General features: G+C 60.2%; 20 protein-coding genes and 1 pseudogene. 5 read left to right on the top strand and 16 right to left on the bottom strand.

Annotation, left to right across the window (positions count from 1 at the left end; genetic code table 11):
• Position 1 precedes the first annotated feature (1 nt).
• From recG to exbB, 5 genes are all read right to left on the bottom strand, one after another.
• Positions 2 to 2,077, bottom strand: coding sequence for an ATP-dependent DNA helicase RecG (gene recG, locus VNV36_RS16785; RefSeq protein ID WP_325718724.1), 2,076 nt, complete (start codon positions 2,075 to 2,077; stop codon positions 2 to 4).
• A 9-nt stretch (positions 2,078 to 2,086) separates the two neighbouring features.
• Positions 2,087 to 3,007 carry a hydrogen peroxide-inducible genes activator gene (locus tag VNV36_RS16780; RefSeq protein WP_210642030.1) on the bottom strand — a complete coding sequence of 307 codons (921 nt, stop codon included), beginning with the start codon at positions 3,005 to 3,007 and terminating at the stop codon, positions 2,087 to 2,089.
• A gap of 181 nt (positions 3,008 to 3,188) precedes the next feature.
• The gene (locus VNV36_RS16775; protein WP_325718723.1) at positions 3,189 to 3,935 is read right to left on the bottom strand and encodes a TonB family protein; all 747 of its coding nucleotides are present in this window, start codon (positions 3,933 to 3,935) and stop codon (positions 3,189 to 3,191) included.
• Positions 3,932 to 4,360 (bottom strand): TonB system transport protein ExbD, encoded by a 429-nt coding sequence (exbD, locus tag VNV36_RS16770; RefSeq protein WP_090287539.1) that lies wholly within the window; start codon positions 4,358 to 4,360, stop codon positions 3,932 to 3,934. Before exbD ends, VNV36_RS16775 begins: the two co-directional genes overlap by 4 nt.
• Before the next feature lie 6 nt (positions 4,361 to 4,366).
• Complete coding sequence (exbB, locus tag VNV36_RS16765) at positions 4,367 to 5,320, bottom strand: tonB-system energizer ExbB (protein ID WP_325718722.1); 954 nt, start codon at positions 5,318 to 5,320, stop codon at positions 4,367 to 4,369.
• A 188-nt stretch (positions 5,321 to 5,508) separates the two neighbouring features.
• Here exbB and VNV36_RS16760 point away from each other — a divergent pair, with 188 nt between their 5' ends.
• Positions 5,509 to 6,366, top strand: coding sequence for an SDR family oxidoreductase (locus VNV36_RS16760; RefSeq protein ID WP_325718721.1), 858 nt, complete (start codon positions 5,509 to 5,511; stop codon positions 6,364 to 6,366).
• A 140-nt stretch (positions 6,367 to 6,506) separates the two neighbouring features.
• On the opposite strand, the gene VNV36_RS16755 is transcribed toward VNV36_RS16760, so the two are convergent.
• From VNV36_RS16755 to VNV36_RS16730, 6 genes are all read right to left on the bottom strand, one after another.
• A complete protein-coding gene (locus VNV36_RS16755; RefSeq protein ID WP_325718720.1) occupies positions 6,507 to 7,247 on the bottom strand; it encodes a hypothetical protein in 741 nt (246 codons plus the stop codon).
• Positions 7,248 to 7,312: 65 nt separating this feature from the next.
• Positions 7,313 to 7,693 carry a deaminase RidA gene (gene ridA / locus VNV36_RS16750; RefSeq protein WP_014340863.1) on the bottom strand — a complete coding sequence of 127 codons (381 nt, stop codon included), beginning with the start codon at positions 7,691 to 7,693 and terminating at the stop codon, positions 7,313 to 7,315.
• 24 nt (positions 7,694 to 7,717) lie between these two features.
• A complete protein-coding gene (spoT, locus tag VNV36_RS16745; protein ID WP_090287531.1) occupies positions 7,718 to 9,823 on the bottom strand; it encodes a bifunctional GTP diphosphokinase/guanosine-3',5'-bis pyrophosphate 3'-pyrophosphohydrolase in 2,106 nt (701 codons plus the stop codon).
• A gap of 57 nt (positions 9,824 to 9,880) precedes the next feature.
• Positions 9,881 to 10,144 carry a DNA-directed RNA polymerase subunit omega gene (gene rpoZ, locus VNV36_RS16740; protein ID WP_008030604.1) on the bottom strand — a complete coding sequence of 88 codons (264 nt, stop codon included), beginning with the start codon at positions 10,142 to 10,144 and terminating at the stop codon, positions 9,881 to 9,883.
• A 168-nt stretch (positions 10,145 to 10,312) separates the two neighbouring features.
• Positions 10,313 to 10,933, bottom strand: coding sequence for a guanylate kinase (gene gmk / locus VNV36_RS16735; RefSeq protein ID WP_325718719.1), 621 nt, complete (start codon positions 10,931 to 10,933; stop codon positions 10,313 to 10,315).
• Between the two features lie 11 nt (positions 10,934 to 10,944).
• Positions 10,945 to 11,808: a YicC/YloC family endoribonuclease gene (locus VNV36_RS16730; RefSeq protein WP_325718718.1), complete on the bottom strand. Its 864-nt coding sequence runs from the start codon at positions 11,806 to 11,808 to the stop codon at positions 10,945 to 10,947.
• 267 nt (positions 11,809 to 12,075) lie between these two features.
• Between VNV36_RS16730 and rph the strand changes: the two genes are divergently transcribed.
• The 3 genes from rph (at position 12,076) to gltS (ending at position 14,773) form a co-directional block, all read left to right on the top strand.
• A complete protein-coding gene (gene rph, locus VNV36_RS16725; protein WP_325718717.1) occupies positions 12,076 to 12,798 on the top strand; it encodes a ribonuclease PH in 723 nt (240 codons plus the stop codon).
• Positions 12,799 to 12,823: 25 nt separating this feature from the next.
• The gene (locus VNV36_RS16720; RefSeq protein ID WP_325718716.1) at positions 12,824 to 13,192 is read left to right on the top strand and encodes a DUF4870 domain-containing protein; all 369 of its coding nucleotides are present in this window, start codon (positions 12,824 to 12,826) and stop codon (positions 13,190 to 13,192) included.
• 372 nt (positions 13,193 to 13,564) lie between these two features.
• Positions 13,565 to 14,773, top strand: coding sequence for a sodium/glutamate symporter (gltS, locus tag VNV36_RS16715; protein WP_325718715.1), 1,209 nt, complete (start codon positions 13,565 to 13,567; stop codon positions 14,771 to 14,773).
• A 68-nt stretch (positions 14,774 to 14,841) separates the two neighbouring features.
• Here gltS and crc read toward each other — a convergent pair whose 3' ends face one another.
• Positions 14,842 to 15,621, bottom strand: coding sequence for a catabolite repression control protein Crc (gene crc, locus VNV36_RS16710; protein WP_016772543.1), 780 nt, complete (start codon positions 15,619 to 15,621; stop codon positions 14,842 to 14,844).
• An 82-nt stretch (positions 15,622 to 15,703) separates the two neighbouring features.
• Here crc and pyrE point away from each other — a divergent pair, with 82 nt between their 5' ends.
• Entirely contained in the window at positions 15,704 to 16,348 is a 645-nt protein-coding gene (gene pyrE, locus VNV36_RS16705; protein WP_325718714.1) for an orotate phosphoribosyltransferase, read from the top strand.
• 91 nt (positions 16,349 to 16,439) lie between these two features.
• Here pyrE and VNV36_RS16700 read toward each other — a convergent pair whose 3' ends face one another.
• From VNV36_RS16700 to VNV36_RS16685, 4 genes and pseudogenes are all read right to left on the bottom strand, one after another.
• Positions 16,440 to 16,823: a hypothetical protein gene (locus VNV36_RS16700; protein ID WP_325718713.1), complete on the bottom strand. Its 384-nt coding sequence runs from the start codon at positions 16,821 to 16,823 to the stop codon at positions 16,440 to 16,442.
• The gene (locus tag VNV36_RS16695) at positions 16,810 to 17,382 is read right to left on the bottom strand and encodes a hypothetical protein (protein ID WP_325718712.1); all 573 of its coding nucleotides are present in this window, start codon (positions 17,380 to 17,382) and stop codon (positions 16,810 to 16,812) included. The genes VNV36_RS16700 and VNV36_RS16695 overlap by 14 nt, the downstream gene beginning before the upstream one ends.
• A 438-nt stretch (positions 17,383 to 17,820) precedes the next feature.
• Positions 17,821 to 18,726 (bottom strand): acetylglutamate kinase, encoded by a 906-nt coding sequence (argB, locus tag VNV36_RS16690; RefSeq protein ID WP_325718711.1) that lies wholly within the window; start codon positions 18,724 to 18,726, stop codon positions 17,821 to 17,823.
• Positions 18,727 to 18,743: 17 nt separating this feature from the next.
• A pseudogene (locus tag VNV36_RS16685) lies at positions 18,744 to 20,147 on the bottom strand (phosphomannomutase/phosphoglucomutase); the annotation flags it as partial.
• Positions 20,148 to 20,162: the final 15 nt, after the last annotated feature.

The raw sequence follows: 20,162 nt of genomic DNA, 5'->3' as shown, positions 1-20,162 counted from the left end.
CTCACACTTGGCCATATTGCTGCCCATGACGCAACCAGCGATCCAACAGCGGGCTGACGTGATCGGGCCAGCGTTCCAGTAGAGCCTGGGCGGCGTCGCGTACCGCAGGGAGCAGATCGGCGTCGCGCATCAGGTCGGCTACCTTGAATTGAAGCAGACCGGTCTGGCGCGTGCCGAGCATTTCACCAGGGCCGCGCAATTCGAGGTCTTTTTCGGCGATGACAAAGCCGTCGTTGGTTTCGCGCATGATGCCCAGCCGCTGGCGACCGATCTGCGACAGGGGCGGGTGATACAGCAGCACGCAATGGCTGGCGGCGCTGCCCCGACCGACGCGGCCGCGCAACTGGTGCAACTGCGCCAGGCCCAGGCGTTCGGGGTTCTCGATGATCATCAGGCTGGCGTTGGGCACGTCCACACCGACCTCGATCACCGTGGTGGCGACCAGCAATTGCAGGGCGCCGGCCTTGAACTCGGCCATGACGGCGGCTTTCTCGGCGGGTTTCATGCGGCCGTGGATCAGCCCGACCTTCAACTCGCCGAGGGCGGCGGTGAGGTCTTCATAGGTGGTTTCGGCGGCCTGGCAGGTCAGTTCTTCCGACTCTTCGATCAGCGTGCACACCCAGTAGGCCTGGCGCCCTTCGGCGCAGGCGCTGCGCACGCGCTCGATCACTTCGACTCGTCGGGTATCGGTGACCAGCACGGTATTGACCGGCGTGCGGCCCGGGGGCAGTTCGTCGAGGATCGAGGTATCGAGGTCGGCGTAGGCGCTCATGGCCAGGGTCCGCGGGATCGGCGTGGCGGTCATGATCAACTGATGTGGACACATCCGGCCGCCCACGCCTTTCTGCCGCAGGGCCAGGCGCTGCTGCACGCCGAAGCGGTGCTGCTCGTCGATGATCACCAGCGCCAGGTTCTTGAACTGCACTTCGTCCTGGAACAACGCATGGGTGCCGACCACCATCGGTGCGCCTTCGGCGATCTGCGCCAGGGCGGCTGCGCGATTCTTGCCCTTGAGCTTGCCGGCCAGCCAGGCGACTTCGATGCCCAAGGGTTCGAGCCAGCGCTGGAAGGTGATGAAGTGCTGTTCGGCAAGGATCTCGGTGGGTGCCATCAACGCGACCTGATAACCCGCCTCCAGGGCCTGGAGCGCGGCGAGGGCGGCGACCACGGTCTTGCCGGCGCCCACATCGCCCTGGATCAGCCGGAGCATCGGTTCGGGCTGGCTCAGGTCGTAGGCGATTTCGTTGCCAACCCGTTGTTGGGCGCCGGTGGGCGCGAAGCCAAGGTTGGCCAGGTAGCGGGCGGGCAGATCCTTGGCCTTGGGCATGGCCGGGGCGCGTAGGGATCGTAGGCTTTCCCGCAGGCGTTGCTGCGACAGTTGATGGGTCAGCAACTCTTCAAAGGCCAACCGATGCTGGGCCCAGTGATGGCCGAGGGCGAGTTCGTCGACATCGGCATCGGCCGGCGGGTGGTGCAGGTAGCGGATCGCATCGGCCAACGGCGCCAGTTGATAATCCCGGGCCAGTTCCGTGGGCAGCCAGTCGGGCAGGCTGCTGGGGCCGAGCAGGGTCAGGGTTTGCTGGCAGAGCTGGCGCAGGCGTTGTTGAGTCAGGCCTTCGGTGAGCGGATAGACCGGGGTCAGGGTCTCGTCCACCGGTGGCGGCTCGTCGCCGGTGATGCTGCGGTATTCCGGATGATAGATCTCCAGCCCCGAGGCACCGGGTCGCGCCTCGCCGTAGCAGCGCACGCGGGTACCGCGCTTGAGACCTTCCTTTTGTGCATTGCTGAAGTGGTAGAAGCGCAGGCTGAGCCCGCCGGTGCCGTCCTGCAGACGCACCACCAGGCTACGGCGGCGGCCCATGACCACGTCGGCGCCGCTGACGGTGCCTTCGATCACCGCGTCCTGCCCTGGCCGCAAATGGCCGATGGGCACCACGCGGGTGCGGTCCTGGTAGCGCAGGGGCAGGTGGAACAGCACGTCCTGGAGATTTTCCAGGCCAACCTTGGCCAGTTTCTCGGCCATGGCTTCACCGACACCCTTGAGTGCCGTGACCGGCACTTTCGACAGCTCAGTCATGGCGACGGCTTACTTGGTTGTGGGCGGCTTGGCCACGGAACACAGGCGGATCGAGTCAGCGAGGATCTCGATGGCCTTGGGCCGCGGGAAGCTGGCGCGCCAGGCGATGGCAACGGTGCGGAACGGCACGGGCGCTGTCAGCGGGCGGACTTCGATCACGCCGGGGGCGTAGTGATGGCTGTCCACCGCCGACAGCGGCAGGATCGAAATGCCCAGGCCCGAGGCGACCATGTGGCGGATGGTTTCCAGGGAGCTGGATTCCACCGTGGTGTGCTTGGCGCCTTCGCCGCCCTTGGTCAGGGTCGGACAGGCCTCGAGCACCTGGTCGCGGAAGCAGTGGCCTTCGCCGAGCAGCAGCAGGCTCTTGTCGTTGAGCAGGGCGGCGTCGATGGTTTTTTTCTGGGTCCAGGGGTGCTGGGCCGGCATCAGGACGTAGAACGGCTCGTCATAGAGCGGCAGGGTCAGGACGTCGGCTTCGTTGAACGGCAAGGCGATGATAATCGCGTCCAGTTCGCCGTTGCGCAGCTTGTCGCGCAGCACATGGGTGAAGTTTTCTTCGATGTACAACGGCATCTGCGGGGCAACCCGGTGCAGTTGCGGAATCAGGTGCGGAAACAGGTAGGGGCCAACGGTGTAGATCGCGCCGACTTTCAGCGGCGCGGTCAGCTGGTTCTTGCCGGCCTGGGCCAGTTCACGGATGCCTTGGGCCTGTTCCAGCACTTTTTGTGCCTGGGCCACGATGCCTTCGCCGACCGGCGTCAGGCGCACGGCGCTTTTGCTGCGCTCGAAAATCAGCACACCGAGCTCGTCTTCAAGCTTTTTCACACCCACCGACAGCGTCGGTTGGCTGACATGGCAACGCTCGGCCGCATGGCCGAAATGCTGCTCTTGGGCGAGGGTGACGATGTAGCGTAATTCTGTGAGGGTCATGGCGAGCGTCCGTGAAGTTGCGAGCCAAGCATACCGGCTGCAATCGATAGACGCACGTTATCAGACTGAGGGTGAAATGCGACGGGGGCGAAAGCAAAAGATCGCAGCCTTCGGCAGCTCCTACAGTTGGAATGCGATTCCCTGTGGGAGCTGCCGAGGCTGCGATCTTTTGCTCTTGCTGTTAGCGGCGGCGTTCGAGCGAATAAACAAACGGCGCAACAATTTCGATCGAGCCGTTGTTCAGCATGTCGGCCGGTGGCTTGGGCAACGGTTGCGCACGGCGGATCATTTCCAGGGTGGCCCGGTCCAGATCGGCGTTGCCGGAGCGGCCCACCAGTTCGAACGACAGTACGTTGCCTTCGCCATCGACCACGAAACGCAGACGGTTCAAGCCTTCCTTGCCCCTTGCCTGTGCACTTTGCGGGTACTTTTTGTACTTGGCCAAATGCGCGAGCAGGGTGCCTTGCCAGCTGGCCTTGGCAGCCAGTTGGGCCGGCGACGGGCCTGGTGCGGGCTGGGCGGACTTCTCCGTCGGCGCCTGAGTCGGTTGCGTGTCGGCCGGTTTTTCCTCGGAAGGTTTCTCCTTCGGTGGTTCGGGCAGCTTCTTCTCGACCGGCTTCGGCGGTTTGGGCTTGGGCTTCGGCTTGGGTTTGGGCACCGCGATATCCGCTTTCGGTGCTTCGGCCAGTTTCGGAATCGGCAACTCTTCAACCGGAGCCGGTGGCTGCGGCGGTGTGACGACTTTCGGCGGAGCCGGCGGTGGCGGGGCAGGCAATGGGGCCAACTCGACCATCATTGCCTGCGGCGGCAATTCGATGGGCGGGCGGGTGGTCCAGTTCAGCGCCAGCGCGATGGCCAGCGCGTGCACGCCCAGCACCACGGCCAGGCTACCGCTGTAACGCGTCAGCTTATGGCGCGTCGTGATCATTTCTTGGCTGCCGTCTCAAGACCGACCAGACCGACTTTCAGGTAACCGGCGGCGCGCAGGTTATCCATCACGCTCATCAGGTCACCGTAATCCACGCCTTTGTCAGCCTGAAAGAAGATGGTGGTGTCTTTCTTGCCCTGGGTCTTGGCGTCGAGTGTGGCGCCGAGGGCTTCGGCCTTCACTTCGTCGTCGCCGAGGAACAGGCGCTGATCAGCCTTCACGCTGAGAAACACCGGTTTCTCCGGGCGCGGTGCAGGCTTGGCAGTCGAGGCCGGCAGGTCGACTTTGATGTCCACGGTTGCCAACGGCGCGGCCACCATAAAGATGATCAACAGTACCAGCATCACGTCGATGAACGGCGTGACGTTGATTTCGTGGTTCTCGGCCAGATCGTCGTCTGCGCCTTCTTTCAAATGCAGGCCCATGGACGATTACCCCACTTTAACCATGTGCGGCTGCGAGCTGCGCTCAGGCTGGTGGTCGAGATCGCGGCTGACCAGCAGCAGGACTTCTGCCGAGGCATCGGACACCTGCGCCTTGTAACCGGCGATGGAGCGGGCGAAGACGTTGTAGATCACCACCGCAGGAATCGCAGCGACCAGACCCAGTGCCGTGGCCAGCAGCGCTTCGGCGATACCTGGCGCGACGACGGCCAGGTTGGTGGTCTGGGTTTTGGCGATGCCGATGAATGAATTCATGATGCCCCACACGGTACCGAACAGACCCACGAACGGCGCGGTGGAGCCGATGGTGGCGAGAACGCCGGTGCCGCTGCTCATGTTGCGGCCGCAGGCGGCGACGAGGCGCTCGAGACGGAAGCTGACGCGTTCCTTGATGCCTTCCTTCTCGCGGCTGTTGACCGACAGGCGCATTTCTTCGAGAGCGTCATGGACGAGCAGGTTGGCGAGGGTGCCTTCCTTGCCCGCGGTGGCGCTGGCTTCTTTGAGGGTGGTGGCTTTTTTCAGTGCAGCGATCTCGCCACGCAGACGACGCTTGGCGCCCATCAGCTCAAAGCCCTTGGCGATCCAGATGGTCCAGGTGATGATCGAGGCGATGGCCAGACCGATCATCACGATTTTCACGATGATGTCGGCGTTCTGGTACATGCCCCACGGCGACAGGTCGTGGGCCATGCCCAGGCTGTTGTCGGCTTCGAGCACTTCAGGCGCGTCGGCCGCATCGACAGCCTGCACCGGATCGGTGGCGGCGGGTGCAGCCGGGGCGGCAGCGGGCGCGCTCTGCTCTGTGGCGGCTGGGGTGGCCGGCGCCTGCGCGTCGGCGAAAGCGGCGGTCGGAGCCAGCATCAGGCTGAGCAACAGAGCCGCGACAGCGCTCCAGGCGCGAGGTCGAGTGGTTGGCGAAGCGGGAGTTTGATTACGTGTCATGCTGGCCGGACCTGAGATAGAAAAACGTTATTGCTCTTCCAGGCCTCGTGAGGCCGAGAGCAAAAGTGGCGTGCATTATTGCAAGTAATTCTTGTTAACAAAAGTAATAGAGTAACTTTTTTTCCACGATCTCTAGCCGTTCGTCCTGTGCCAGAGCTAGTCTGTGCCTTTCCGTTAGGAGTTTTCTGATGTCCGCGCCTTCTGTTTTGATTGCCGGTTGTGGTGACGTCGGCAGTCGTCTGGCCACGCAATTGCTGGCGGCTGGCTGGCAGGTTCATGGCTTGCGCCGGGACGTTTCCAGACTGCCGGAGGGTGTCATCGGCGTCGCCGGCGACCTGTTCAGCGAAGAATGCCCGGCGACCTGGCCGGTGGGCGCCGTGGATTATCTGGTGTATTGCGCGGCAGCCACCGATCACGATGAAGAGGGCTACCGCAAAGCGTACGTGCAGGGTTTGCAGCATGTCCTCAGTTGGCTGGACGACTATGGGCAAGTGCCTGAGCGCCTGATCTTCGTTTCCAGCAGCAGTGTGTATGGTCAGCAGGATGGGGCGTGGGTCGATGAGACCTCCGAGACTGTCGCGGCCGGGTATTCAGGGCGTTTGATGCTCGAGGCCGAGCAGGTCGCGCTCCACAGCGGCATCCCGGCAAGCGTTTTGCGCCTGACCGGTATCTATGGCCCGGGTCGTGAATGGCTGCTGACCCAGGTGCGTCGCGGTTATCGCGTGGCGGTCGAGCCGCCGCTGTATGGCAATCGGATTCATGCCGATGACGCCGCGGGGCTGCTGGCGTTTCTGCTGGAGAAAGATCGCGAGGGCGGGAAACTGGAGGATTTCTACATTGGGGTCGACGACGCGCCTGCGCCGTTGGCCGAGGTGGTCGGCTGGTTGCGCGAGTATCTGGGTGTGACCGAATGGGCTGAAGACGCCAGTGTGCGTCGCACCGGCAGCAAGCGGTGCAGCAATGCGCGGGCGAAGGCGTTGGGCTGGACTCCGAAATATCCCAGCTACCGCGAGGGCTATGCCGCAATCCTGGAAGGTAAATGCTGACTTTCCAACAACGCAAAACAACTGTGGGAGCGAGCCTGCTCGCGAAGAGGTCGCGACATTCAACATCATCATTGAATGTAAAACCGTCTTCGCGAGCAGGCTCGCTCCCACATTGAATCTACAGCGTTATTGAGGGCGGGTTATTGCTTCTCCAGCAACCACTTGCGCTCGCCCGCGGCAAACTGCGGTTGCTCATCCGCCAGCGCAGCGTTCACTGCCTGCAGAATCTCCAGCTCCTTGCCCTTGCGCACAAAGATCCAGTTGTTGCCTTGGCCATTGAGTTGCAACCACATGCTGTCGTTGCCATTGCTCATCGACGCGCAATCGCCGGCCAGGCACAAGGCATAACGATCAACGCCCGGCAGGCCGGTCACCTGACCATCGGCCTGAAACTGCACGGTGCCGCCTTCACCCTGACCGCTGGCGATGATCCAGTTGCCGCCCAGATATGCCGAATACAGCGCACGCTCGAAGCTCGCACCGATTGGCGCGCCTTCGGGCACCGGGATCTGTGCACGATTGAAGAGTTGTTCGGGTTCATTGTCGCTGGCAGCTTGCTGCAGCTGCCCGCCGTCGCGTTTCAGTTCACTGGCGGAACTGCCATAGAAGTCGACTTTCCAGGCACCGGACTGTTCGCCCAGCAGCCGTCCTTCAACGTTCTCAAATCCGTTGGTGTAACGGGCCTGACCGGCCTTGGTGTTGACGTCCCATTCCAGGTTCGGGCCGTAGGCCTGCAGCGCTTCGCGCAGGGGACCGCCCTTGGCGGCAGCATCGATCGCCACCTGATTGATCCAGGTACCGCTGATGTCACGGTCGGCAGGGTCGCTGGCGCAGCCGCCGAGGACCACGGCGAGCAGCGAGAGAGCTAGCGCTTTGCGCATGGTGGAATCCTTTCAAAACCTTTTCTTGCGACAGTCGGCGCGGCGTGAAGGCCGCGCCATGCGCATCACTCGATGACCAGAATGGCATCCATTTCAACCTGCGCACCCTTTGGCAGGGCAGCCACGCCAATGGCGGCGCGGGCAGGGTAGGGCTGGTCGAAGTACTTGCCCATGATCTCGTTGACCTTGGCGAAGTGGCTCAGGTCGGTGAGGAAGATGTTCAGTTTGACGATGTCCTTGAACGAACCACCGGCGGCTTCGGCCACGGCTTTGAGGTTCTCGAAGACCTGGACGGTCTGGGCTTCGAAGCCTTCGACCAGTTCCATGGTTTTCGGATCCAGAGGGATCTGGCCCGACATGTAAACGGTATTGCCTGCCTTGATCGCCTGGGAGTAAGTGCCGATGGCGGCCGGGGCCTTGTCGCTGGTGATGACGGTTTTGGTCATGGAGGACTCCTTGTAATTGGCAGGTTATGCGCGCATGCGAGTGATGCGGATCACCCCGGTCAAGGCGCGCAGTTTTTTGATCACGCGGGCCAGGTGCACACGGTCGTGGACGCTGACCACCAACTGCACGACGCTGATGCGACCATCGCGCTCGTCCATGCTGATCTTCTCGATGTTGCCGTCGGCGGCGTTGACGCTGCTGGCCAGCAGGGCGATCAGGCCGCGCTGGTGCTCCAGTTCGACGCGCAGCTCAACGTTGAATTCGCCGGTGACATCCTTGGCCCACGAGAGCTGGATGCATTTTTCCGGGTTGTGCCTGATTTCGCTGATGTTGCGGCAGTTGTCCAGGTGCACGACCATGCCTTTGCCCGCCGACAGGTGACCGACAATCGGATCGCCCGGGATCGGCGTGCAGCATTTGGCGTAGCTGAGTACCAGACCTTCGGTGCCGCGAATCGCCAGCGGGCCTTCCGGACTTGGCAACTGCTCGCCTTCGCCGAGCAGGCGGCGGGCGACCACGTAGGCCATGCGATTGCCCAGGCCGATGTCTTCGAGCAGGTCTTCGATCAGTTCGAGGCGGTACTCGGTGAGCATTGCCTTGACGCGTTCTGCCGGGATCTTTTCCAGCGAACTGTCGAAACCGTTGAGAACCTTGTTCAGCAGGCGTTCGCCGAGGCTGATGGACTCGGAGCGGCGCTGCAGTTTCAGCGCATGGCGGATGTGCGTACGCGCCTTGCCGGTGACCACGAAGTTGAGCCACGCCGGATTCGGCCGGGCGCCGGGGGCGCTGACGATCTCGACCGTGGAGCCGCTTTGCAGCGGTTCCGAGAGCGGCGCGAGACGACGGTTGATCCGGCAGGCGATGCAGCTGTTGCCAACGTCGGTGTGCACTGCGTAGGCAAAGTCAACGGCCGTGGAGCCTTTCGGTAGCTCCATGATCCGGCCTTTGGGCGTGAACACGTAGACCTCGTCCGGGAACAGGTCGATTTTCACGCTTTCAATGAATTCCAGCGAATTGCCGGCACGCTGCTGCATTTCCAGCACGCCTTTGACCCACTGGCGGGCGCGGGCATGGGTGCCTTTGGGCTGTTCGTCACCGCTGGACTTGTACAGCCAGTGGGCAGCGATGCCGTTGTTGGCCATCTCCTCCATTTCGCGGGTGCGGATCTGGATTTCGATCGGCACACCATGCATGCCGAACAGCGTCGTGTGCAGAGACTGATAGCCGTTGGCCTTGGGGATTGCGATGTAATCCTTGAAGCGCCCCGGCAACGGTTTGTACAAATTATGTACAGCGCCCAGCACGCGGTAGCAGGTGTCTACCTTGTCGACGATGATCCGGAACGCGTAGACGTCCATGATCTCGTTGAAGGCCCGACGCTTGCCGCGCATTTTCTTGTAGATGCCGTAGAGATGTTTCTGACGACCGCTGACCTCACCCTCGATGCCGTCGATGGCGAGGCAGTGGCCAAGGGACTCTTCGATCTTGTTGACGATTTCTTTGCGATTGCCCCGCGCGCGTTTGACTGCCTGGTAAATCCGCGCGGAACGCATCGGGTGCATCGCCTTGAAGCCGAGGTCTTCGAATTCGATGCGGATCGCGTGCATGCCCAAGCGATTGGCGATGGGCGCGTAGATTTCCAGAGTTTCCTTGGCGATGCGCCGGCGTTTTTCGCCGGACAGCACCTCCAGCGTGCGCATGTTGTGCAGGCGATCGGCAAGCTTGACCAGGATCACGCGGATGTCGCGTGCCATGGCCATGGCCATTTTCTGGAAGTTTTCCGCCTGGGCTTCGGCCTTGGTCTCGAAGTTCATCTGGGTCAGTTTGCTGACCCCGTCGACCAGTTCGGCCACGGTCTCACCGAACTGCGCCTGCAGCGCTTCCTTGGCAATCCCGGTGTCTTCGATCACGTCATGCAGCATCGCCGCCATCAGGCTCTGATGGTCCATGTGCATGTCGGCAAGAATATTTGCCACGGCAAGAGGGTGCGTGACGTACGCCTCGCCGCTGCGACGGCGTTGACCGTCATGGGCTTGTTCGGCGTAGAAATACGCTCGGCGGACCAGGTTGACCTGGTCGTTGCCGAGGTAGGTCGATAAGCGATCGGCGAGGGCGTCTATGCTCGGCATGATGATTCCTGCCGAAAGCTGTGACCCCGCGCCGTGCTACGTCGACCAGGCATAGGCTTAGACGGCCTCGTTCGACTCGTCCTCGAACGCTGCGAACAGCGGTTCATCCTGGACGATTTCCTGCTCGGCGATGAACTCGTAGCTCATCAGGCCTTCAGCAATTTCACGCAGCGCGACAACGGTCGGCTTGTCGTTTTCCCACTGGACCAATGGCTCTTTGCCGCCGGTGGCCAGTTGACGGGCACGCTTGGTAGAGAGCATGACCAGCTCAAAGCGGTTTTCCACGTGTTCTAGGCAGTCTTCAACGGTTACGCGGGCCATGGTATTCCTCGGAGCGAATGCAATATGCGCGCTGCCCGGTTGGGCGAGCGGACTGAGCAGTTTAAAAAATCACCAGCGATTAGGGAAGCGCTGATTTTTTGACCAAGCCCTTCAACGCGCTGCAAGTACCAATGTAAAGCGCTTGCAGGCGTTTTGGGAAGTGCTGTTTTAGCCGAGCAGTTCGGCCAGCAATTTGCCGAAACGTACTTGCTGGCGCTTCTGTTGCAGCTGGTTGGCGCGGAAAATCGCCTTCAGATCGTCCAGCGCGTGGGCGAAATCGTCGTTGATGATCAGGTAGTCGTACTCGACATAGTGGCTCATCTCGCTGACCGCTTCACGCATGCGCCCGTCGATGATCTCGTCGCTGTCCTGGCCGCGATTGGTCAGACGCTGGTGCAAGGCTTGAAGTGACGGCGGCAAAATGAAGATCGAACGCGCTTGCGGCATCAGCTTGCGCACTTGCTCGGCGCCTTGCCAATCGATTTCCAGAATCAGGTCATGACCTTCGTCCAGCGTCTGTTGCAGGCGGCTTTGCGAGGTGCCGTAGAAGTTGCCGAAGACTTCGGCGCGTTCAAGGAAGTCACCGTGCTCGCCCATTTTCACGAACTCTTCGCGGGTCACGAAGTGGTAGTTCACGCCGTCCACTTCACCCGGACGCATGGCGCGGGTGGTGTGGGAGACCGAAACGCGGATCTCCGGGTCGGCGTCGGTCAAAGCCTTGACCAGACTGCTCTTGCCCGCGCCCGATGGCGCGGAAATGATGTACAGGGTGCCGGTGTGGTGGGTCATGTGGGGTAGCCTTACTCAATGTTCTGCACTTGTTCGCGCATTTGCTCGATCAACACCTTGAGGTTGACGGCGGCCTGAGTGCTGCGCGGGTCAAAGGCTTTGGAGCCCAGCGTGTTGGCCTCGCGGTTGAGCTCCTGCATCAGGAAGTCCAGGCGCCGCCCGGCGGCACCGCCGGACTTGAGTACCCGGCGGACTTCAATGATGTGGGTGCTCAGGCGATCCAGTTCTTCGGCCACGTCGCTCTTTTGCGCGAGCATGACCATTTCCTGTTCCAGGCGCTGCGGGTCGAGCTCGGCCTTCATGTCGGCGAAGCGGTCCAGAACCTTCTGGCGCTGGGTGGCGAGCATCTGCGGCACCAGTTCACGCAGGGTCACGACGTCCTCTTCAATAGAGGTCAGGCGATCGTTGATCAAGCGAGCCAGCTCCGCACCTTCGCGCTCGCGGCCAGCCTTCAAATCCTTCAAACCCTGATTGAACAGCGCCAGCGCTTCGGCGTTCAAGGCTTGCGGGTCGGTCGCATCGGCCACCAGCACGCCGGGCCAGGCCAGCACTTCCAGTGGGTTCAGTGCGGCGGGATTGTTGATCAGCCCGGCAACGGTTTCCGCAGCGGCAACCAGTTGCGCGGCGCGCTCGCGGTCGACCTGTAACGGTTTGCCGGTACTTTCTTCGGTAAACCGCAGCGTGCACTCCAGTTTGCCCCGCGACAGACCTTGACGCAGCGCTTCACGCACGGCGCCTTCGAGCTCGCGAAACGATTCGGGTAAGCGCAAGTGCGGTTCCAGATAGCGGCTGTTGACCGAGCGCAGTTCCCAGCTAAGGGTGCCCTGGGCGCCGGCTTGCTCGACGCGGGCGAAGGCGGTCATGCTGTGCACCATGGCGGTGACCTCGCAATGCAGATCGGCGCGAAACGCTGTTTCGCAGGCGCGATATCAATGAATTTAAGCCGACTGGCAGCAAAGGCGCAGGATTGTAGCGCAGTGCGGCGAATGCGCCCAAACACACGGTGTGACAAAGCGCTGCAGCCCGTCGGTTATGCGCGCTTGAGGGCTTCGGTCGTCGGCCGGCGGTTTTAACCAGTGCCCACTGGCGGTGCAGCGCTCTATAATGCTCGGCAGTTTTCCGTCCTCAGTACAGGTATCCCTATGAAACGTCCAAGTGGTCGCGCTGCCGATCAGCTCCGCTCGATCCGCATCACCCGCAACTACACCAAACACGCCGAGGGATCCGTACTGGTCGAATTCGGTGATACCAAAGTCATCTGCACCGTCAGCGTCGAAAACGGCGTGCCGCGCTTCCTCAAAGGCCAGGGCCAGGGCTGGTTGACCGCCGAGTACGGCATGCTGCCGCGCGCTACCGGCGAGCGTAACCAGCGTGAAGCAAGCCGTGGCAAGCAGGGCGGTCGCACTCTGGAAATCCAGCGTCTGATCGGCCGCTCCCTGCGCGCGGCGCTGGACATGTCCAAGCTGGGTGACGTAACCCTCTACGTCGATTGCGACGTGATCCAGGCCGATGGCGGCACCCGTACCGCCTCCATCACCGGTGCCATGGTTGCGCTGGTCGATGCCTTGAAAGTGATCAAGAAACGTGGCGGTCTGAAGGGCGGCGATCCGCTCAAGCAAATGATCGGCGCGGTATCGGTAGGCATGTATCAGGGTGAGCCGGTGCTGGATCTGGACTATCTTGAAGATTCGGCAGCCGAGACCGACCTGAACGTAGTGATGACCAGCACCGGTGGTTTCATCGAAGTGCAGGGCACCGCCGAAGGTGCCCCGTTCCAGCCGGAAGACTTGAACGCCATGCTGGAACTGGCGAAGAAGGGCATGAGCGAGATCTTCGAATTGCAGAAGGCTGCACTGGCCGACTGAGGTTCCTGAACACAAGGAGAACGTGATGAGTGACGAGCAAGAGTTGCTGCCCAAACCGAGCCAGCAGGTTCGCCAATGGGCGATGTTTTGTCACTTGTCCGCCTTGCTGGGGATCTGGATTCCGTTCGGCAATCTGATCGGGCCGCTGATCCTGTGGCAAATGAAGCGCGAGAAAGATCCGTTCATTGATGCCCAGGGCAAAGAGGCGTTGAATTTTCAGATCACTGTCGCGATCGCCTCGATGATCTGTTTTCTGTTGATGCTGCTGATTATCGGCTTCTTCCTGTTTGGTTTGCTGGCAATCGCGGCACTGGTTCTGACGATCATTGCAGGTGTCAAAGCCAATGAAGGTTTCCCGTACAGATATCCGTTCACTTGGCGACTGATCAAGTAACAGTCCACTCACTCGCAATATCAAAAATGCCCTGAATTATCAGGGCGTTTTTATTTGTGCAACTTAATAATCTGTTTTTGTTGTAGGACTAGTCTGTTGTCGATGTGCGGCTTGGCATTTGTTTATTGATATTTCTTTATTACATCTTTGGTCACAACTGATCGAGCAAGTGCTTGTCCCCGTCCTTGTTATTGACGCGAACCGGTTGTTAAAGTTGCCCGGTGTAATGTTTCGATTGAAACATTTCGATATGTTCAAGCCATCGATGGCACTTGAATTCCCCAGTAATCAGTGTTGAGAAAATCAGCCGGTTCACCCGTCGAGCCCAAGGTAAATGCTCGCCTCGTGAATACTTAGCCAAGAATAATCCACATGATTGAGCTCGATTTTTACGGCACGCTCGTGGCCGCTTCATTAGTGCTACTGCTCGGGCGCGGACTTGTAACGCGTGTTGGCTTTCTGCGAAGTTACAATATTCCCGAGCCAGTAGCGGGTGGCCTGGTGGTCGCCGTGCTCCTGTTGATATTGCGCACTTTCGATATAGAAGTCCGCTTCGATACATCATTGCAAACACCGTTGATGTTGGCTTTCTTTGCCACGATTGGCTTGAGTGCAGACCTTGCCAGCCTCAAAAAGGGTGGCCGCATTGTTGGCGTCTTTCTGCTGGCGGTCATCGGTTTGCTCGTGGTGCAGAACGCCATGGGTATCGGGCTGGCAACCCTGCTCGGGCTCGATCCTTTGATGGGCTTGCTGACGGGCTCGATCACGCTGGCCGGTGGCCACGGTACTGGCGCTGCATGGGGCGCGGTGTTCAGCGAGAAATATGGCTTGGCCTCGGCTTCGGAACTGGCGCTGGCTTCAGCAACGTTCGGTCTGGTCCTGGGTGGTCTGATCGGTGGGCCCGTTGCCCGGTTGCTGATCAAGCGCGTGCAAGTGCCGGGCTGCAATCCCCTGCAAGCGCCGCGACTGCCAAAAGGTTTTGAGCAGCCGAACAAGGAGCGCTCAATTACGCCTTTTTCGTTTGTCGAAACACTGGCGCTGATCGCCGTCAGCCTGCTCGCAGGCAATCTGTTGAATGGTTTGCTGCATGGCACTGCTTTCGAGCTGCCGACGTTTGTTTGCGTTCTGTTCGTCGGCGTGGTGTTGCGAAATGGATTATCAGCGCTTGGCTTGTATCAGGTATTCGAGCGTGAAGTTTCAGTGCTCGGCAATGTCAGTCTCTCGCTGTTTCTGGCGATCGCGCTGATGTCCCTGAAGTTGTGGGATCTGGCGGCATTGGCTCTGCCGATCTTCATCATTCTGGCTGTACAGGCGCTGGTCATGGCGCTGTTCGCGATCTTCGTGACGTTCCGGGTAATGGGCAGCAACTATGACGCCGCCGTGCTCGCTGCAGGGCATTGCGGTTTTGGTCTGGGTGCCACGCCGACGGCCATTGCCAACATGCAAGCCGTGACGCAACGCTATGGGCCGTCGCAGATCGCGTTTCTGGTGGTGCCGATGGTAGGAGCGTTCTTCATCGATATCGTTAACGTCATCGTGATCAAGCTGTACCTGACCTTGCCGTTCTTCGCAGCGGTCTAAGAAAGGCAGACTCAAAAAAATGCCCGCATCTCGCGATGCGGGCATTTTCTTTGGCGGCGATCCGACGCTTAGATGGTCAGCGTCCAGTCGTAGTCCACGATCAGCGGCGCATGCTGCGAGAACCGTGGCTGCCGCGGCAGACGTGCGCTGCGCACCGAACGACGCAGGCCCGGGGTCAGGATCTGGTAGTCGAAACGCCAGCCCAGATTGAGCATCTCGGCCTGTTCGTTATCCGGCCACCAGCTGTACTGATCGCCTTCACGGCTGACTTCGCGCAACGCGTCGACATAGCCCATGTTGCCGACGATCTCGTCCATCCAGGCGCGTTCCGGCGCCAGGAAACCAGGAGATTGCTGGCTGTCTCGCCAGTTCTTGATGTCGAGCTTCTGCTGCGCAACGTACAGCGAGCCACAGTAAATGTACTCGCGACGTTTGCGTCGCTGTTTGTCCAGATACTTGCCGAAATCGTCCATGAGCTTGAACTTCTGGTTCAAGTCCTCATCGCCGTTCATCCCCGAGGGAAACAGCAAGGTGGCAATACTGACTTTGTCGAAATCTGCTTGCAGGTAGCGCCCGTAGCGGTCGGCCGTCTCGAAACCGAGACCGCTGATGACAGCCTTCGGTTGCAACCGCGAATACAAAGCCACGCCACCTTGGGCAGGGACTTCAGCATCGCAGGCATAAAGGAAGTAGCCATCCAGTTGGAAGGCTGGGTCATCCAGTTCAAAGGCGGAGGCACGGGTGTCCTGCAGGCAGATGACGTCGGCATTCTGTGCTTGCAGCCAACTGAGCAAACCGCGCTCGACTGCCGCCTGAATACCATTGACGTTCACACTGATGATCCGCATAAATGGCCCCAAAAATCGCGTGCGTGTATGATACACGGCGTCAAGCTAATTAGCTAAATCCGTGGTATTTGGGGTTTTTTTCATGCAAGCGTATCAGCGCGATTTCATTCGTTTTGCCATCGATCGCGGCGTTTTGCGCTTCGGTGAGTTCACCCTGAAGTCCGGGCGCACCAGTCCCTACTTCTTCAATGCAGGCCTGTTCAATTCGGGTTCGGCCCTGGCGCAGTTGGGGCGTTTCTACGCTGCCGCCATTGCTGAAAGCGGCATCCCCTTCGACGTTCTGTTTGGTCCGGCCTACAAAGGCATTCCGCTGGCGGCTACCACGGCCGTCGCTTTGGCCGAACATCACGACCGTGACCTGCCATGGTGCTTCAACCGTAAGGAAGCCAAGGCCCACGGCGAAGGGGGCAGTCTGGTTGGCGCGCCGCTGACCGGCGATGTGCTGATCATCGACGACGTGATCACCGCTGGCACCGCGATCCGCGAAGTGATGCAGATCATCGCTTCCCAGGAAGGCGCCAAGGCCGCTGGCGTACTGATCGCCTTGAACCGTCAGGAGCGTGGCAACGGCGAGTTGTCGGCCATCCAGGAAGTCGAGCGCGACTTCAGCATCCCGGTGATCAGCATCGTTTCGCTGAATCAGGTGCTGGAATTCCTCGCCGATGATCCGCAGCTCAAACAGCACTTGCCAGCCGTGGAAGCGTATCGCGCGCAGTTTGGCGTCTGATACAAACCTGTAGGAGCTGCCGAAGGCTGCGATCTTTTGATCTTGGATAACAAAATCAAAAGATCGCAGCCTTCGGCAGCTCCTACAGGGGCTAACGCAATTTGTGCCATTTTCTGAGCAGTCTCAGCGCCAATGCAGCGTTCACCAGCGCGAATACCAGCAACGCAACAACCACCATCACGTATAGCGTGCGATCCACATCGAAATCCCACAGATCCAGCGTGCTGCTGCCTATGATGCCGACCGCAGCCGGCAAGTTAACGTAAAACAACGCCACGAAAGCGCACGTGAGCGGCAGTGCACGCCAGAAAAAAACAGCCAGAACCTTGTTCCGACTGCGCTTTCGGCCCTGCGGACCCTTTTGAGATTCGTCCTCAGCCAGCGCTTCATTTAGTGCTGGCCACGCCAGGTTGAACATGAACGTGGTCAGGGTCAGCAGCAAGCCACTGACCGCGACGATGTCACTGAACGGCATTCAGGCCCAGCGTTGCGCAGAGCAATGCGTGGGAATCTTCGCTGATCTCGAACTGTCCGGCGCTGCCCTTGCGTTTGGTGATGGGTTTGAAGGTCGGCTCGTTTTGGGTGATGAGCATGTTCAATTCATCGCGAATCACGTCCGAGCTGATCACCACCAGAAACACGTTTTGCGCATGTTCGGCCGACTTGATCACCGCGCGCATGCTGTGCTGCAAGATGTCGTCGAGCTGGTTGCGAAAGCGCGAAACGGTGTTCTTCAGCAGGGTTTTGCTTTGGCTTTGGGTCAGTTGAAAGATCGTCGAGATCTGCGATTCGGTAGGCAGGGTTTGTCCGAAATAACTTTGAATCAGATACAGCAGGCGATCCTGTCTGGCTTCGTCAGCCCGGCTGGGCATGCCGCCCTCGACCAGCATTTTCAGGTATTCAGTCAGGCTGGCCTTGGCGATGCGTTCCAGCGCGTGGGCGATTTCGGCGTCGCCGATGCGCAAGGTCTTTTTTACCGGTTCCTTCTGTTCCTGCTCGAAAGCGTCGGCGTCAATCGTGAACGAGATCTGCATGGCTCGGCCGCTCCGGGTTATTTGTCGCTGGTTGCTGGATAGGGATCCTGGGGTGCATCTCCCTGGCCCGTGAGCACTTTCCAGCCCTTGAGAGGGTGAGAGACTTCGGTGAAGTCAGGGCAGGGCGGCATCGAAGTTTGCGAGAGGGCTGAATACTCGCGGCCGCAGTCCACGCAAGCATAAGTACCTGCTGAGATGTCGCTACCGTAAGGAACGCTGTCTTTCTGCATGGGAAGATCTCCGTTGGATGAAGGGAAGATCCTAGGGAGATTTGTTCTGAGGGGATGTCGGACGTTTCGCTGTGTCGGGTCAGGCATTTCCTGTGCGCACAAAAAAGATCGCAGCCAGCGGCAGCTCCTGCAAAGCGGACTCTCGTATGTACGAAATCCCTGTAGGAGCTGCCGAAGGCTGCGATCTTTTGCTTTCAGCGATTAGCGATCAGGGACGCTTGCGATTGCTGATCAGCGTACCCACGCCGGTATCGGTGAAGATCTCCAGCAGGATCGCATTCGGCACGCGACCGTCGATGATCAACGAACTACCGACGCCACCCTGAACCGCTTCCAGTGCGCAACGGATCTTCGGCAGCATGCCGCCGTAGATCGTGCCGTCGGCGATCAGGTCGTCGACCTGCTGCGTGCACAGACCGGTCAATACATGCCCCGACTTGTCCATCAGGCCGGCGATGTTGGTCAGCAGCATCAGCTTTTCGGCTTTCAGCGCTTCGGCCACTTTACCGGCCACCAGATCGGCGTTGATGTTGTACGACTCGCCGTTTTCACCGACGCCGATCGGCGCGATCACCGGGATGAAGTTGCCTTTGACCAGCAGGTTCAGCAGCTCGGTGTTGATGCCCACGACTTCACCCACATGGCCGATGTCGATGATTTCCGGCTGGGTCATGTCCGGGGTCTGGCGAGAGACGGTGAGCTTCTTCGCGCGAATCAGCCCGGCGTCTTTACCGGTCAGGCCGATGGCGCTGCCGCCATGGCGGTTGATCAGGTTGACGATGCTCTTGTTGACCTGACCGCCGAGAACCATCTCCACCACATCCATGGTCGCCGCGTCGGTGACGCGCATGCCGTCGACGAAATGGCTTTCGATCGACAGGCGCTTGAGCAGATTACCGATCTGCGGGCCACCACCGTGCACAACCACCGGGTTGATGCCCACGGCTTTCATCAGCACGATGTCGCGGGCGAAGCCGGTTTTCAGCTCCTCGCTTTCCATCGCGTTGCCGCCGTATTTGATCACCAGGGTCTTGCCGACATAGCGTCGGATATAAGGCAGCGCTTCGGACAGGACCTTGGCAGTGTTGGCGGCGGCTTCGCGTTCGAGGGTCATTCAGGGCTCCGGGTGAATCAGAACGGTAGTTGGAGATCAGGTGCAACGCGTTTCAATTGGGCGTGGAACACATCCTTGATGCGCTGCAATTCAGCCTCGTCATCGGCCTCGAAGCGCAGCACCAGCACCGGTGTGGTGTTGGACGCGCGCACCAGGCCCCAGCCTTTGGCGTAATCGACCCGCACGCCGTCGATGGTGGTCAGGTCGGCGCCTTCGCCCCACTGAGCATCGTGCAGTGCATCAATGATGCTGAATTTGCTCTCTTCGGTCACATGGATATTGATTTCCGGCGTGGAAATATCGTTCGGGAAGGTCGCGAACAGCTCTTCTGCAGTGGATTTTTCCTTGCTGAGGATCTCCAGCAGGCGCGCGGCGCTGTAGATGCCGTCGTCGAAACCGAACCAGCGTTCCTTGAAGAAGATGTGCCCGCTCATTTCCCCGGCCAACAGCGCGCCGGATTGTTTCATTTTCTTTTTGATCAACGAGTGACCGGTCTTCCACATTAGCGGCCGACCGCCGTATTCCTTGATCAGCGGTACCAGACGACGGGTACATTTGACGTCGAAGATGATTTCCGCATTCGGGTTACGCGCCACCACATCACGGGCAAACAGCATCAGCAGACGATCCGGGTAGACGATGCTGCCAGTGTTGGTCACTACGCCGACGCGGTCGCCGTCGCCGTCAAAGGCCAGGCCGATATCAGCGTTGGTCTCTTTGACCTTGGCGATCAGGTCGACGAGGTTCTCAGGCTTGCCCGGATCCGGGTGGTGATTGGGGAAGTTGCCGTCGACTTCGCAGAACAACGGAATGACTTCGCAGTTCAGCGCTTCGATCAGTTGTGGAGCGATCACGCCGGCCGCGCCGTTGCCGCAGTCGACCACGACTTTCAGGCGGCGGGCCAGTTTGATGTCCTGGACGATTTCGGTGTTGTAACGGTCAAGGATTTCCACCTGGGTGACGCTGCCCTGACCAGTGCTCAAATCGTTGTTCTTGATGCGCTCGTGCAACACCTGAATCTGTTCGTTGGCGAGGGTGTCGCCGGCGATCACGATCTTGAAGCCGTTGTAGTTCGACGGGTTGTGGCTGCCGGTGAGCATGACCCCCGACTTGCCAGCCAGCACGTTGGCGGCGTAATACAGCGCTGGCGTCGGCACCAGGCCGACATCGCTGACGTGGCAACCGCTCTCGGCGATACCGCGAATCAGTTCCGCAACCAGCTCCGGGCCGGACAGGCGACCGTCGCGGCCGACCGATACATTCGGTTCGCCCTGGGCCAGGCTCTGCGAGCCGATGGCGCGGCCGATCCAGTAAGCGGTTTCACCGTTGAGGTACTCCGGCACGGTGCCACGAATGTCGTAGGCGCGGAAAATGCTGTCAGGCAGCTGCGGGGCGATCTTGGCGGGGGTACTCATCTGTGGACATGCTCCATCTCG

The organism is Pseudomonas sp. (assembly GCF_035554175.1).
GTDB lineage: Bacteria > Pseudomonadota > Gammaproteobacteria > Pseudomonadales > Pseudomonadaceae > Aquipseudomonas.
The sequence above is the reverse complement of the archived record's forward strand: the minus strand, read 5'-3'. Positions and strand labels throughout refer to the sequence as shown.

Bases quoted from the DNA above. Each gene is read 5' to 3' on its own strand.
- VNV36_RS16775 (WP_325718723.1), bottom strand. From the start codon at position 3,935: ATGATCACGACGCGCCATAAGCTGACGCGTTACAGCGGTAGCCTGGCC.
- VNV36_RS16755 (WP_325718720.1), bottom strand. From the start codon at position 7,247: ATGCGCAAAGCGCTAGCTCTCTCGCTGCTCGCCGTGGTCCTCGGCGGC.
- ridA (WP_014340863.1), bottom strand. From the start codon at position 7,693: ATGACCAAAACCGTCATCACCAGCGACAAGGCCCCGGCCGCCATCGGC.
- exbD (WP_090287539.1), bottom strand. From the start codon at position 4,360: ATGGGCCTGCATTTGAAAGAAGGCGCAGACGACGATCTGGCCGAGAAC.
- VNV36_RS16730 (WP_325718718.1), bottom strand. From the start codon at position 11,808: ATGGTGCACAGCATGACCGCCTTCGCCCGCGTCGAGCAAGCCGGCGCC.
- pyrE (WP_325718714.1), top strand. From the start codon at position 15,704: ATGCAAGCGTATCAGCGCGATTTCATTCGTTTTGCCATCGATCGCGGC.
- recG (WP_325718724.1), bottom strand. From the start codon at position 2,077: ATGACTGAGCTGTCGAAAGTGCCGGTCACGGCACTCAAGGGTGTCGGT.
- crc (WP_016772543.1), bottom strand. From the start codon at position 15,621: ATGCGGATCATCAGTGTGAACGTCAATGGTATTCAGGCGGCAGTCGAG.
- spoT (WP_090287531.1), bottom strand. From the start codon at position 9,823: ATGCCGAGCATAGACGCCCTCGCCGATCGCTTATCGACCTACCTCGGC.
- VNV36_RS16760 (WP_325718721.1), top strand. From the start codon at position 5,509: ATGTCCGCGCCTTCTGTTTTGATTGCCGGTTGTGGTGACGTCGGCAGT.
- exbB (WP_325718722.1), bottom strand. From the start codon at position 5,320: ATGACACGTAATCAAACTCCCGCTTCGCCAACCACTCGACCTCGCGCC.
- gmk (WP_325718719.1), bottom strand. From the start codon at position 10,933: ATGACCCACCACACCGGCACCCTGTACATCATTTCCGCGCCATCGGGC.
- argB (WP_325718711.1), bottom strand. From the start codon at position 18,726: ATGACCCTCGAACGCGAAGCCGCCGCCAACACTGCCAAGGTCCTGTCC.
- rph (WP_325718717.1), top strand. From the start codon at position 12,076: ATGAAACGTCCAAGTGGTCGCGCTGCCGATCAGCTCCGCTCGATCCGC.
- VNV36_RS16720 (WP_325718716.1), top strand. From the start codon at position 12,824: ATGAGTGACGAGCAAGAGTTGCTGCCCAAACCGAGCCAGCAGGTTCGC.
- rpoZ (WP_008030604.1), bottom strand. From the start codon at position 10,144: ATGGCCCGCGTAACCGTTGAAGACTGCCTAGAACACGTGGAAAACCGC.
- VNV36_RS16700 (WP_325718713.1), bottom strand. From the start codon at position 16,823: ATGCCGTTCAGTGACATCGTCGCGGTCAGTGGCTTGCTGCTGACCCTG.
- VNV36_RS16780 (WP_210642030.1), bottom strand. From the start codon at position 3,007: ATGACCCTCACAGAATTACGCTACATCGTCACCCTCGCCCAAGAGCAG.
- gltS (WP_325718715.1), top strand. From the start codon at position 13,565: ATGATTGAGCTCGATTTTTACGGCACGCTCGTGGCCGCTTCATTAGTG.
- VNV36_RS16695 (WP_325718712.1), bottom strand. From the start codon at position 17,382: ATGCAGATCTCGTTCACGATTGACGCCGACGCTTTCGAGCAGGAACAG.